This is a genomic window from Reticulibacter mediterranei, from assembly GCF_016587455.1.
The window spans coordinates 445,846-457,902 of the sequence record NZ_BNJK01000001.1 but is presented as its reverse complement, the minus strand read 5'-3'; the positions used below and the strand labels follow the sequence as shown (position 1 = coordinate 457,902).

General features: G+C 53.0%; 15 protein-coding genes. 8 read left to right on the top strand and 7 right to left on the bottom strand.

All coding sequences use genetic code 11. From position 1 onward, the window contains the following. Window positions 1–88: 88 nt before the first annotated feature. The 5 genes from K3T83_RS02180 to K3T83_RS02160 form a co-directional block, all read right to left on the bottom strand. A complete protein-coding gene (locus K3T83_RS02180; protein ID WP_220201345.1) occupies window positions 89–817 on the bottom strand; it encodes an SDR family oxidoreductase in 729 nt (242 codons plus the stop codon). Window position 818: 1 nt separating this feature from the next. Continuing rightward, a complete protein-coding gene (locus K3T83_RS02175; protein ID WP_220201344.1) occupies window positions 819–1,580 on the bottom strand; it encodes an SDR family NAD(P)-dependent oxidoreductase in 762 nt (253 codons plus the stop codon). A gap of 64 nt (window positions 1,581–1,644) precedes the next feature. Further along, window positions 1,645–2,466 (bottom strand): sugar phosphate isomerase/epimerase family protein, encoded by an 822-nt coding sequence (locus K3T83_RS02170; RefSeq protein ID WP_220201343.1) that lies wholly within the window; start codon window positions 2,464–2,466, stop codon window positions 1,645–1,647. A 28-nt stretch (window positions 2,467–2,494) separates the two neighbouring features. Continuing rightward, window positions 2,495–3,586 carry a LacI family DNA-binding transcriptional regulator gene (locus K3T83_RS02165; RefSeq protein ID WP_220201342.1) on the bottom strand — a complete coding sequence of 364 codons (1,092 nt, stop codon included), beginning with the start codon at window positions 3,584–3,586 and terminating at the stop codon, window positions 2,495–2,497. A gap of 613 nt (window positions 3,587–4,199) precedes the next feature. Beyond that, complete coding sequence (locus tag K3T83_RS02160) at window positions 4,200–4,481, bottom strand: helix-turn-helix transcriptional regulator (protein WP_220201341.1); 282 nt, start codon at window positions 4,479–4,481, stop codon at window positions 4,200–4,202. Window positions 4,482–5,217: 736 nt separating this feature from the next. Here K3T83_RS02160 and K3T83_RS02155 point away from each other — a divergent pair. The 5 genes from K3T83_RS02155 (at window position 5,218) to K3T83_RS02135 (ending at window position 9,158) form a co-directional block, all read left to right on the top strand. Further along, complete coding sequence (locus K3T83_RS02155; RefSeq protein ID WP_308441706.1) at window positions 5,218–5,664, top strand: SRPBCC domain-containing protein; 447 nt, start codon at window positions 5,218–5,220, stop codon at window positions 5,662–5,664. A gap of 85 nt (window positions 5,665–5,749) precedes the next feature. Then, window positions 5,750–6,148, top strand: coding sequence for an ArsR/SmtB family transcription factor (locus K3T83_RS02150; RefSeq protein ID WP_220201340.1), 399 nt, complete (start codon window positions 5,750–5,752; stop codon window positions 6,146–6,148). A 242-nt stretch (window positions 6,149–6,390) separates the two neighbouring features. Then, the gene (locus K3T83_RS02145; RefSeq protein WP_220201339.1) at window positions 6,391–7,188 is read left to right on the top strand and encodes an SDR family NAD(P)-dependent oxidoreductase; all 798 of its coding nucleotides are present in this window, start codon (window positions 6,391–6,393) and stop codon (window positions 7,186–7,188) included. Window positions 7,189–7,463: 275 nt separating this feature from the next. After that, window positions 7,464–8,414: an LLM class F420-dependent oxidoreductase gene (locus K3T83_RS02140; protein WP_220201338.1), complete on the top strand. Its 951-nt coding sequence runs from the start codon at window positions 7,464–7,466 to the stop codon at window positions 8,412–8,414. Window positions 8,415–8,432: 18 nt separating this feature from the next. Continuing rightward, window positions 8,433–9,158 carry an SDR family NAD(P)-dependent oxidoreductase gene (locus K3T83_RS02135; protein ID WP_220201337.1) on the top strand — a complete coding sequence of 242 codons (726 nt, stop codon included), beginning with the start codon at window positions 8,433–8,435 and terminating at the stop codon, window positions 9,156–9,158. On the opposite strand, the gene K3T83_RS02130 is transcribed toward K3T83_RS02135, so the two are convergent. Beyond that, window positions 9,153–9,431, bottom strand: coding sequence for a hypothetical protein (locus K3T83_RS02130; protein WP_220201336.1), 279 nt, complete (start codon window positions 9,429–9,431; stop codon window positions 9,153–9,155). The genes K3T83_RS02135 and K3T83_RS02130 overlap by 6 nt on opposite strands. A gap of 65 nt (window positions 9,432–9,496) precedes the next feature. Between K3T83_RS02130 and K3T83_RS02125 the strand changes: the two genes are divergently transcribed. Further along, the gene (locus tag K3T83_RS02125) at window positions 9,497–10,033 is read left to right on the top strand and encodes a GNAT family N-acetyltransferase (protein ID WP_220201335.1); all 537 of its coding nucleotides are present in this window, start codon (window positions 9,497–9,499) and stop codon (window positions 10,031–10,033) included. 185 nt (window positions 10,034–10,218) lie between these two features. Next, window positions 10,219–11,145, top strand: coding sequence for an NmrA family NAD(P)-binding protein (locus tag K3T83_RS02120; RefSeq protein ID WP_220201334.1), 927 nt, complete (start codon window positions 10,219–10,221; stop codon window positions 11,143–11,145). A gap of 24 nt (window positions 11,146–11,169) precedes the next feature. On the opposite strand, the gene K3T83_RS02115 is transcribed toward K3T83_RS02120, so the two are convergent. Further along, complete coding sequence (locus tag K3T83_RS02115; RefSeq protein ID WP_220201333.1) at window positions 11,170–11,328, bottom strand: hypothetical protein; 159 nt, start codon at window positions 11,326–11,328, stop codon at window positions 11,170–11,172. 38 nt (window positions 11,329–11,366) lie between these two features. On the opposite strand from K3T83_RS02115, the gene K3T83_RS02110 reads away from it, so the two are divergent. Next, on the top strand, window positions 11,367–11,876 hold the full coding sequence (locus K3T83_RS02110) for a nitroreductase family deazaflavin-dependent oxidoreductase (protein WP_220201332.1): 510 nt from the start codon (window positions 11,367–11,369) through the stop codon (window positions 11,874–11,876). Window positions 11,877–12,057 lie beyond the last annotated feature (181 nt).

Sequence of the window (12,057 nt, the reverse complement as noted above, 5' to 3'; positions counted from 1 at the left end):
TGAGCATAGTGTGTAACCTACATGGAAACTAGCTACGTGGAAATCAATTTTCTCAGTGATCTGCTGTTCCTTTCTGCCCCAGGTAAGCTCAAGAACGGCTTGGATAGAGAACGAGTTCTGGAACATGTGCGCGAGCAGGTAATGTCATCACGAAGAGGCAGGCGGCAGCGACATCTTCGGGCTGCAAAGCTTGTGCCAGTATCTCAGGTGATGGTGGGGTTGGACGCTTGAGCACCAGAGGCGTATCGGTCAGGCCTGGGAAGATAACGGTTGTCCTTATACCGTGCTCGCGCTCTTCCTCCATTGTGCCATGTGCAAGGCCAACAACGCCCGCTTTACTTGCCTGGTACGCGACCCCGGAACGATCCGGTTTGCGAGCTGCTGAGGAAGAGATATGGATCAGGAGACCTCCTTTCTGGCGACGAAAAACGGGTACAATGGCTTGAGTAAGATTGAAGGCTGTGGTCAGATTGATCGCCACCATATCTGCCCAGCTTTCGGGTGTCAGTTCATCAATTGCCCGGCGAGGGATGTTGGTGCCGACGCTGTTCACAATGGTATCGATGCGCCCATATTGATTGAGAGCAACTTCCACCAGATGATGTACCGCTTGTGGGTTTGTGAGATCGGTAGGCACGGCAACGACAGAACTACCCTCAATGGAGGAGCGTACGTTTTCAAGCTCAGTAGTATTACGGGCGGCAATAATGAGACGAGCGCCAGCGCCAGCAGCAGCCAGAGCGGTAGCTTTGCCCATCCCACTACTCGCGCCTGCGATCAGAACTACCTGTGAGGCAAGATCATATTGATTAGTCATCTTAGAATACCCCCTGTCCACCATTGACTTCTATCGTTTCACCAGCAATAAACGAGGCATGGGGAGAGGCCAGAAAAAGCGCTATACCCGCGACATCTTCTGGCAGCCCCTCGCGGTGTAGGGGGGTGCGGTTAACGGTAGCCTGGCGCCCCTCTGGAGTGCTGAAGGTGTCATGGAAGCGAGTGGCAATTAAGCCAGGGGCAATACCATTCACACGGATGCCCAAAGGCCCAACCTCTTTTGCCAGGGAGCGGGTAAAGGTCAGAACTGCACCTTTTGATGCTGCGTAGTGAGCGGAGCCTGCACCTCCACCATCATGAGCGGCGAGAGAACTCATGGTGATAATGCAGCCACGACCGGCACGTTCCATATGTGGCAGTACAGCTCGACAACACAGGAAAACACTCGTCAGGTTGACCGCCAGTGCTTGATTCCAGAGTTCGAGGGAACAATCCGCTACTTTGCTGCGCTGTAACAATCCGCCGGTATTAGCAACAAGCACATCTATACCGCCAAATTGCTCAACTGCTCTTGAAATCACATGGGCTACTTCAGCTTCCTGGGTCAAATCGGCGTAGAGGGCCAGTGCCTTGCCGCCAGAGGCTTCGATGGTCGTAACCGTTTGAGCAGCAGCCTCTTCGCTGGAAAAATAAGTAAAAACGACATGCGCTCCACATCTGCCAAAGGCTTCGGCTATGGCACGACCAATACCGGAGGCACCTCCAGTTACTAACACTCTCTGTCCCTGTAATGCGAAATCCATATTATCCCTCTGTATTTTGCTAATATATGAACTGTCGTAGCTTCTTTTTAACCAGTAGCGTGTGCTATTTGGCGAGAAGGCGATGTACAAATTGCAAATCAGTGCGTGTTTGCTCAAGCACTTGAGCAAATGGAACCTCATAATGACTATGGAAGGAGAGTAGACCATTGTAGCCTGTAGCCGCTAGATGGTTGATTATCTCGTCCCAGGGAACCATACCATCAGCAATTCCCATCCAATCAGATTGCCAACGGCGTTGACCGCTTCCATCAAGAGCATATTTGACCGGGAACCAACCGCCATTTTTCACGCCGATACAACGGAGCCAGGGTTGCAAGAGATCGAACGTCAGACGCCAATTCTCACGTCCTTCTTGAACCGATTGGTTGCCGGGATCGGAGTAGGCTCCAAGATATTTGGGGTCGTGTTCTGTAAGCAATGCCGCTGTTAAAGGGCCTGAACTATGGATGGTTCCGCCGTGTAGTTGTATGAGCAGCGTTGTTCCCGTCTTACGTGCTAATACTTCAAGTGCATCAAGATCGCGACGTGCAGTATCGAAGCAAGATTGATATCCTCTCTGAGGATCATACTTCCAATAGCCCAGTCTTATCAGTCGTACGTCCTCTTCTGCGCATGTCTGCAACAAGCGTTCTACTGTTGTGTCTTGCGCAGGATCGGTGAGGTCGGTTGTTGCCATCGGCACAGAGAGGCCAGCGTTTTTTAATGTGCGAATAGCGGCAGGGATAGCTTCAGGCCGGGCTGGTTCCACCTGGAAACCCGGGCGGATGAGTAGATCTATGCCATCAAATCCAAGCTCCTTCGCAGCCTCGGCAACTTCGGAGATGCTGTGATTGTGAAAGAGTTTGGTGAACAAGACCGATTGCATATTCTCTTCCTTTCAGCTCGAAATAGAATTATTCTTTATTGATGGTCAGTGTATCAACAGCGATGTGGCTGATGGGACTGGCCGTTGATTCTCGAACAATGAGTTCTGGTTCTATGACCACGTGTTCAGGTGGCCCTGTGCGCGACTTCGAGAGCCGACCTATCAGTAACTCCACCGCTTCGCACATCATCTGTGGTAAGGGCTGACGTACGGTGGTCAGCATTGGTACAGAGATCTCGGTCAGGGGGACAAGATCGTCGAAACCAATTACTGATACGTCTTCAGGAACGTGTAGTCCGAGATCGCGAGCGCCTGCATATGCGCCGAGGGCATACATGTCATTCACGGTAAAGAGTGCAGTTGGTCGTTCTGGACGGCTAAGGAGTGTACGTGCTCCAGCTCGGCCCATCTCGACCCCCTCGATGTCACCAAAAGCGCTAACGGAAGCACCTTCCCAGATCAAAGCGGGGTCAGGTTCAACTCCAGCATTCTTGAGAGCTGCTTGATATCCAGCCAGGCGATCCAGGCGGCTAACGGTACGAATAGGACCAGACAGAAAACCAATTCGTCGATGACCTTCTGTGAGAAGATGATTGACCGCAAGGCGCGCTCCCAGTGTATTGTCAACGCCGATACTATCAACTACTACCTGGTCGGCGCTTTGCGATTGACGATCGAACGCGACCACTTGCAATCCTCTATGCGCCAGTGGAACAAGGTGATCAAACGAGAGCGGTGATGAGCCAAAGATCACTCCGCGTATGCCAGAAGACCACATCGCCTCGGCGTATCGTTGCTCACGCTCAGGATCACGCTCGGCATTACAGAGCAGGAGCTGATAGCCCAATGACTGGGCGACCTCCTCAACATTGCGAGCCACTGCGCCCCAGAATGGATTAGCAACGGAGGGAACAATAAGCCCGATCATGGGTACATTACCGGTTTTAAGCTGACGTGCAAGCTGATTAGGAGTATAGCCAAGCTGCTCCATCGCTTTCATCACTCGCTCAGTTGTTTCCGGGCGCATACGGTCTAGTCGTCCGTTGAGTACATTCGAGACGGTAGATGGAGAAACCTTTGCCAGGCGAGCAACGTCGTAAACGCTTACATTTTCAGACATATCACCGAATGGCTCCATCAAAATTTATAATCATAAGACAGAAGTTGCTGAACTAGCCGGTGAAGGGTAGTGCATCGATTTAGTATATCGATTTAGTATATCGATTTACAACAGTGTACCCGAAGATCTTCCCCCTTGTCAAGACCTGCTTTGAGCTAATGCTCGTTTTGGGATCTGGTCAATTTGACAGCTTATTTCGCCTGTTGTGCTAACAGAGGGTCAAGCAAATCTACTGCCGACTCTAACATAGATGGTCAGACATGCGAATAGGTGTCGAGTGTAAGACTAATGGTGCTATGGCCCAGGAGGTCTGCAACCACCTTTGAGTGAACCTCTGCCAGTAGAACTTGTCTTCCTCCATACAAAATTGTCGATGTTGGGCAGGAAGAACATTCACAGCCTGATTGATACCGTAAGTTCCTCGTAGCACAACAGTATTTCGTATAGTACATTATCCTTTCTGATTGTAAAGAGGTAGCAGTATCAAAAACCAGCTCTGGTGCTGATTTACGTGAGAGATAGCGTATGGAACTGTGAGAAATAGAAACCGGATGAACGTCTTTCTTATTGATGAATGAACCCTTGCTCTGCTCGCGCTCATCCCGAAGCGAGTTCAATGGTTTGTACGTCGCGCCAACCAGTGCTGTAGGGCTGCTGGATCAACCCGTACCGCTCGCCCAAAGTGGAGTATGGGGAACTGTTCACGTGCAATCAGCCTGTAAATGGTGGTACGTGAAAGCTGCAATTGGCTGGTGACTTGCTTCATCGTCAGTAAATTGGGGGAAGAGACTGTTGGCTCGCCTTGTTCTTCATCCTCTTTTTCTGGATCATTGCTGGAGAATATAAGCTTTCTATTATCTGTAGCGATCTGTATATTTCTTTTGCTATTGGACATTTTGTTATGTTCTCTTTTCCCTGTGCTTGTCTCGTACTCTGAGTATTTCAGAGAAACAGGGAAAAGAGAACGGCATTATTCGACGTTGCTCTCGGCACATTGCTCCTCTGTCCTTGACGTGCAATGCCTATGTAATAAGATAAATCAGGAATTATATTAGATTATGAAGAATAGTGTTTAGGGGGGTGAAAATGACAGTATATCATACCACCCTATCACAACCCTTTTTTGGAGGCGATTTGAGCAGGAATCACGCTCAAACCGGGTCTTTTGAGGTCTCAGCAAATCGCTTTGAAGCTCAGGTATCTCGGTCTCAAGTAGTCAAAATCATCAGCGTATTGGATGCAGCAGACCTGTACCGTTGAAGAGTAGCTCTGCCCAGAGGCATAGAAAGGCACTCCTGCTGCTTTCATCAGTGTACTCCAGATTGGGTTTTCCCTTTGGCTATTCCTAAATTGGTATATGAGGCTACGGTCGATTTGAGGTCTCTCCGTTTTTCCCCTCTCAAATACTCTAAAGGACGAGATCATGGCAGAAGAGAATCGCTTCCAAAAGACCCACCTCCACACTTCTCGAATCTTGCTCTTATTTCTGACACCTCCTAAAAAGCAACCTATAAGTTGCCTTTTGTGTTTTTTTCTGGTATACTCTCGATAGGCAACTTAAGGATTGCCTATATACAACAAGACATACACATGTTGCGTTACTTGAGAGGAGACCCCAAGACCTTTTCTGACTGTATCGAACGAACCATACTTTTGCCATTCCGCGTGATCGTGTCTGGGATGCCGTCACGAAACCAGGACAGCTTGCCCGCTGGTTTGGGGTCGTGAGCGCTATGGATTTTCGCGTCGGTGGTGCCATCCACTTTACCTGGGAAAATGAACCCTGCCCGTATACGGGCAGGATCGAGGTCATTGAGGAGCCGCAGCGTTTTGCCTTTTGCTGGCCTTCCTACGCGGTGAGTCATCCCAGGCTCACGTTTGCCACCGCACCCAGTACGTTGGTGGACATTACCCTGCAAGAACGCGCCGAAGGAACCCTCTTGACGCTGGTTGAGTCGGGGTTTGCTTCCCCGCCCCAGCCTATTCCAGCAGAGGAAGCCTATCGCGACAATCAGGATGGCTGGCAAGAGTGCCTCAACGGATTGCGTGCGTACCTGCAGAGCCAGCAAGTCGTGTAGCGACAACCCGGCCCTGACCGTTTGTCTTGCGTGTTGGAGGTGATGGATCAGAGCATCTCGCAAAGATGGAGAGGAGAAACGAGTGATGACTGATGAACGTGCACAGCGAGTCTTTCTGGTGCTCGCTGATCCCACGCGTCGTCTCTTGCTGCAACACTTGTGCGAAGAAAGCTCAGGGATAGCAGCAGGATTCGCCACCCGTTTGCCCATCATGCGTCAAGCCATCATCAAGCATCTGGTGACCTTAGAACAGGCTGGTCTCGTCACGGCTCGCGAGAAGGGTCGGGAGCGGCAGTATGTGCCACGGCCCGAGGTGCTCTCGACCATCACGACCTGGATTGGGGAAATTTCAGCCCAATGGGATCAGCGTCTGGCCGCCCTACAGAGCTATCTGCTTGAGGAACCAGACACATCCTCCGCGCAGGAGCAAGGAACCAATGCTAGCGCGAATACACGAAAGGACGAGGAGTCCAAGAGTCCATAGTCCGGTGGAAGCAAGAGAGCATGGCACCAGCGGAAACGTCTGGGCACACAGAGCATTTCGCAGAGAGGAAAGCCGGTTCCTCAGGACGAAGCGCGTGTCCAATGGATTAGTGGTGAATGAGCATGTCCCAGATGTTACCCATCCTCGATGCTGTCTTTCCCATTGGGCATGCCCCAACTCCGGTTGAGGAAGGATATGCCCAAAAGGAAAGGCATTTCTTTCAACAGAGAAAAGATAGGAGAATGAATGTGTTACTTGAGAACAAAAGTGCAGTGATTTATGGAGCAGGAGGAGCTATTGGTAGCGCGATTGCCTGTGCCTTCGCCCGTGAGGGGGCAAAGGTGTTCCTGGTAGGTCGGCGTCTTGCTCCGGTCGAGGCGGTGGCCAGAGAGATCTCTAATGCAGGAGGAACAGCTTCTGCCGCTCTAGTCGATGCGCTCGATGAGCAGGCAGTTGAAAAGCACTTGAGCATGGTGGCAGAGAAGGCTGATGGCATTGACATTTCGATCAACGCCATTGGAATTCCTCAGCAAAAAGTACAAGGGATCTCACTCGTCGATCTGTCGGCAGAGCATTTCGCCCTTCCGATCACAACCTACACGCAGACCACCTTTTTCACTGCCAGGGCGGCAGCGCGCTACATGATCAAGCAGAAAACAGGTGTGATCTTGACGATCACTGCGACCCCTGCTCGTATGGTCGCTTCCCTTGTAGGAGGGATGGCACCAGCATGGGCGGCAGTCGAAGCCCTCACCCGAGGTCTTGCGGCTGAACTGGGACCAGAGGGCATCCGTGTCATTGGCCTGCGATCAAACGCCATCCCGGAGACTGAAACGATTCACGAGGCGAATAGTTCGCAAGGCAAGGCCGTTGGCATGTCCCAAGAACAGTTCACCGCTCAACTCGCAGGCATGACTCCTCTGCGGCGCCTCCCAACGCTTGGAGAAGTTGCGAATGTCGCGGCTTTTCTCGCTTCTGATCAGGCCAGTGCCATGACCGCCACGGTCGCCAATCTGAGCTGCGGCTTCCTCCCCGATTAGTATCCAGTATCGGCTTCATTGAAGAAAAGAAGGAAAAGATGCCTCTCAAATAGAGAGTCTCTACCTTCCTGCGTGCAGATCTACCCTTGCAGTTGGAGTGCATGGAGGATAGCGGTGAGCACATCCATGCTTTTCTCCTCTTTTGAGAGGATCAGACAAGTATTGAAGCCAATCGAACATAGATTAGTTTAGCAGGCAGAGGTATGCTCTGTCTATCGAAAAGATGTTTGTTTTTATAGGGCTACATTGCTGATAGAGAAAGGGATATGTAAAGTATGTCTCTTAAATATGGTCTGCTCCTTCCTCAGGGAGCGGCTCAGGAACTGGCAGATATCAAGAACCCGGTGGACGCGTATGAAATGCTGAGCCAAATGGCACAGACAGCTGAGCAGTCGGGCTATGATTCGATCTGGGTGGGAGATCATTTTATAACGGCTCCGCCATCTCAGGAAATGCTCTTTGAGTGCTGGACATTGACAGCCGCGCTGGCTCGTGATACGAAGCGAGTGCGTATCGGCCAACAGGTGACAGGAAATAATTATCGCAACCCGGCTCTACAGGCAAAGATGGCATCGACCCTCGATGTCATCTCGCATGGACGACTCACCTTTGGCATCGGAGCGGGCTGGTACGAATCCGAGTATCGAGCCTATGGCTACGAGTTTCCTAGCGCGCCCGAACGTCTGCGCCAGCTCCAAGAAGCGGTGCAGGTCATTCTAGCGATGTGGAGAGAGGAGGAGGCCACTTACGCGGGAACCTATTACCAGATTCGGGGTGCGATCAATCAACCCAAAGGAGTGCAGCGCCCACATATCCCTCTGCTGATTGGTGGAGGTGGGGAGCAGATGACGCTCAAGCTGGTGGCACAGTATGGCGATGTATGTAATCTGATCGGTGATCCTGCGACACTCGAACACAAGTTTGCAGTGCTCAAAGAGCATTGCAAAACTGTTGGACGAGACTACGAGAGCATTCATCGTACAGCCCTGACCCTCTGCCTCATTGCTGAGACCGATGAGCAGGCCAAAGATCAGATCCCAGAATGGGCGAATGCCGTGTTCCCAGATATTAGATCCTATGGTCCCATCGGCACCATAGAGACCATCAGAGAGCGTCTCGCTGCCTTTGAGGCCGCTGGTGTCCAGGAACTCATCATCGCGCTCCCTGATGCAATGCAGATGGACACGGTTCGTCAGTTTGCTAGTGCTTTCATCAAGGATAGGTAAAGAAGGAGAAAAAATCGTATGAACATCACAGGCAAAACCATATTGATCACAGGTACCAATCGCGGCCTTGGGAAGGCACTGGTTGAGGAAGCCTTGAGGAGAGGCGCCAAGCGGGTGTATGCCAGTGCGCGTATTCCAATGGACTATACAGATCAGCGTGTCACCCCTTTGACCTTGGATATAACAAACGCGACCCACATTCAGGAAGCGGTCGAGAAGGTCACATCTGTTGATATCCTCATCAACAATGCCAGTATAGCGCGATCTTTCGACGTGAACGATCGGACCGCGATCGAAGAGCATCTCGCCGTCATCTTCTTCGGCACATACGACATGACCCAGGCCTTCCTGCCGCTCCTCACTCGTTCTCAGGGAGCCATCGTCAATGTCCTATCTATGGCTGCTCTGGCCGCCTTGCCGATCGTTCCGCCCTACTCCATCGCAAAGGCAGCCGCGTTCAACCTGACCCAATCACTCCGCGCTTTGTTGGCTGGACAGGGCGTCAGCGTTCATGCCGTCCTCCCCGGACCCATCGATACCGAGATGTCCCGATCCCTGGACGCCCCGAAAGCCTCTCCCGAGTCCGTTGCGCGAGCACTCTTCGACGGGTTGGAGAAGGGAGAGGAAGAAATCTTTCCCGACCCCGCGTCTGAGTCCCTGGCAGAGAGCTGGCGCAGCGGTGCTGTCAAGGAGCTTGAGCGCCAGAGTGCAACCCTCGTAGCTGTAGAAGTGGACAAGTCATGAGTAAATTGCCAGGCTGCCCCAGCACTCTGTATCATTGATGCCGTTCGTCTCTGCGCTCAAACATTGTTGCATGAATAGAGGTAAACTGGTCAACCGGCCGGCCGGGAAAGATGCGGGATAGTCTTTTCCTGAAAGAATGAGCCATGAATGAATTGAGGTAGGTATAGCGCTTGCACCGCGATTCATGCTGAGAGAGAGCGGGCGCTTGCCGTTGCGCGGCGGGAACTGTCGCTCAAGTTCCTCGGCGCTGAAATTCAATGAGAGCGTAGCCAAACATGCGCTTCTCTTTGCGTACACTTTCCATCTTTGGATACTTGACCATAGAAAGAAGAAAAGGTATGACGTTGCAGTACTCTCCAGTGCCAGGCGTACAAGTGCAGCCCCATCTGCTTCCTGCGCGCCAGGCGGATTTTGAGGCCGTGGCAACCCTGTTTAGGGAATTGCATCAGCAGAATGCATCACTGGATGCACGCTTTACGCTAGCCGAGAACTGGCGGCAGGTGCTTGAAGAGCAGTTTCGGCGCACCTGCTCGCAGTCCTCCTCACTCTGGCTCCTGGCCTGGGTGGGGAAGAAACCTGTGGGACTGATCATGCTGGAGAACCATCTGGACTCCCCGCTGTTTCGCCATCGCTCCTGGGTGGAACTGGTGGCGCTGTATGTGCGCGTCGCGTACAGTGGCACGGGCCTGGCCCGGCGTCTGATGGACGAGGCCCGGCTTTGGGCTGCCGCGCGGAAAGCCGAGCGTATGCAGTTGTACGTCACCACGAGCAATGAACACGCGCGCGCCTTCTATCGCTATTGCGGCTGGAAACCTGTGCAGGAGATCTGGCGCCTGGAATTGCCTGCGAAAGCGACCAGCGACATTGCCTGGTGACGGCCCATCCTGGGGAGCAGAAGCTGAGCGCCAGCGAGACACCTCGCTCTATGATGCGCTGATTAGAGTGATCCGTCCCCACATGAGCCAAAAACAGGACAGAATACGGCATTTGACGCACCAGGTGCAAAGAACATCACGGTGTGTATGAGATCTGGCAGAACTGACGAAAGGAGAAAATACCTATGAGAATTGTAATCAACACGCCATCGGGAAATGTCGGACGGCTCGTCACCGATCAGTTGCTCCAGACGAAAGAAGAGGTGGTGATCATCAGCCGTCACCCAGAAAAGGTGGCCAACCTGGTCGCACACGGTGCATCCCTGATGGAAGGATCGATCGACGACCCTTCCGTGCTCGATCGCGCGCTGAACGGCGCCGATACGCTGTATTGGGCGACCCCAACAATACCTCATCCAGACTACCATAACTGGTCAGCACGAGCGGCGCAGACCGCAGCAGAGGCGGTCAAGCGCCATGAGGTGAAGCGCGTGGTGGTCCTCTCCACCTGGGGGGCACAACACGGGCCGGGAGCCGGGCCAGTTGGGGTGCATCTTGCTATTGAGACTGCGTTCCAAGCAGCAGCCCCACACGTGACCATCTTGCGCGCGGCCATTTTCATGGAGGACTTCGTTACCATCCCGAGCGCGTTGAATCACATTGGCATGATTGCCGCTCAGGGAACGATCTTTGGTCCGTTCGATCCCGCCAAGAAGGTCCCGATTGTCGCCGCGCGTGATGTCGGAGAGAAGGTGGTCGAAGCGCTGCTGGATACGCGTTGGAGCGGGTTTCGCATCACCGGCATCCACGGACCAGAAGACCTCGATTTTTCAAGCATGGCGCGCATCATTGGCGAAGGGATCGGGCGTCCGGTGAAGTATGTCCAGATGCCCCTTGATCAAGTCAAGCAAGGGCTGCTTGATGCCGGTATGCCAGGTTCTTTTGTCGAGTACATCATGGAAATGTACACCGAGCAGGCTGCGGGCCGCGCTGATCCCGCCGAACCGCGCAGCACTGAGACCACAACGAGGACTTCGCTGCTGGAGTTTTCACGCGAAGTGATCAAGCCAGCCGTCGAGGTGGCCTCGATGCGGATGAACGAGGCCGTCTGAAGGAACGCCGGGATCGGATGAGCACTACAGCGCCACTTCTTCCGGCTTCCCAAGCCGGAAGAAGTGGCGAGCGCAGAGTCCTTCCTGGCATCGTCCGACGCTTCCTACATGAGGGGCGAGGCGATTCATGGAGACGGAGGATTGGCCTGGGAGGGCGAGTGTGACCACACCTTTTATCGACAAGGACAAAAGATCTATCATTTCTCATCAGGAGGAATATCATGGCTGGGCATGACTCAACCGAGGAAGCAAACTCTTTAAGTCAGGGGCAGACTGACCAGTTCACAAGTTCCACCGGGAAGCGTTTTTCCCGTGAGGAATGGAACAGCCTCAATCAGACGCAGATTGACCAGTTTCGTGCCAATCACGGGACGATAGTTGAGGGCTTGTTCAAAGGGGCATCGATGCTCTTGCTGACCACCAGAGGGGCGCGTAGTGGCAAGGCCCGCGTCACCCCGCTGACCTATACGCGCGATGGCAGCCGCTATGTCGTGCTGGCAGCAAAACTGGGCGCGCCGGAACATCCAGCCTGGTATCGCAACCTAGTCGCCAACCCGGTCGTGACTGTCGAGGTCGGGCCAGAGCGCTTCCAGGCCAGAGCATCAGTCGTAGAAGGAAGCGAGCGAGACCGTTTGTTCAATGCGCACGCGGCCATCATGCCGAACTTTGCCGCGTATCAGAGCAACACGACGCGAATCATCCCGGTCGTGGTCTTGGATCGGATCTCCTGATGTTGCAGCGTTGCTCAAAGATCTGAGAGGGAGGGAAAAAGAAGCGTCGATCCTGAAGCAGGTCTCCACGAAATGCGGCTGAGGAAACATAGCCCCTCTGTATGAGCTCATTCATAGGCCGTGCTATAATTGGATATGCTCATCCATGAATGACTTTTTCAACAGGCTGGTTCGTTTCTTG

Coding starts and splice junctions, on each gene's coding strand:
- K3T83_RS02180 (WP_220201345.1), bottom strand. CDS start 817: ATGACTAATCAATATGATCTTGCCTCACAGGTAGTTCTGATCGCAGGC.
- K3T83_RS02175 (WP_220201344.1), bottom strand. CDS start 1,580: ATGGATTTCGCATTACAGGGACAGAGAGTGTTAGTAACTGGAGGTGCC.
- K3T83_RS02170 (WP_220201343.1), bottom strand. CDS start 2,466: ATGCAATCGGTCTTGTTCACCAAACTCTTTCACAATCACAGCATCTCC.
- K3T83_RS02165 (WP_220201342.1), bottom strand. CDS start 3,586: ATGTCTGAAAATGTAAGCGTTTACGACGTTGCTCGCCTGGCAAAGGTT.
- K3T83_RS02160 (WP_220201341.1), bottom strand. CDS start 4,481: ATGTCCAATAGCAAAAGAAATATACAGATCGCTACAGATAATAGAAAG.
- K3T83_RS02150 (WP_220201340.1), top strand. CDS start 5,750: ATGACTGATGAACGTGCACAGCGAGTCTTTCTGGTGCTCGCTGATCCC.
- K3T83_RS02145 (WP_220201339.1), top strand. CDS start 6,391: ATGAATGTGTTACTTGAGAACAAAAGTGCAGTGATTTATGGAGCAGGA.
- K3T83_RS02140 (WP_220201338.1), top strand. CDS start 7,464: ATGTCTCTTAAATATGGTCTGCTCCTTCCTCAGGGAGCGGCTCAGGAA.
- K3T83_RS02135 (WP_220201337.1), top strand. CDS start 8,433: ATGAACATCACAGGCAAAACCATATTGATCACAGGTACCAATCGCGGC.
- K3T83_RS02125 (WP_220201335.1), top strand. CDS start 9,497: ATGACGTTGCAGTACTCTCCAGTGCCAGGCGTACAAGTGCAGCCCCAT.
- K3T83_RS02120 (WP_220201334.1), top strand. CDS start 10,219: ATGAGAATTGTAATCAACACGCCATCGGGAAATGTCGGACGGCTCGTC.
- K3T83_RS02110 (WP_220201332.1), top strand. CDS start 11,367: ATGGCTGGGCATGACTCAACCGAGGAAGCAAACTCTTTAAGTCAGGGG.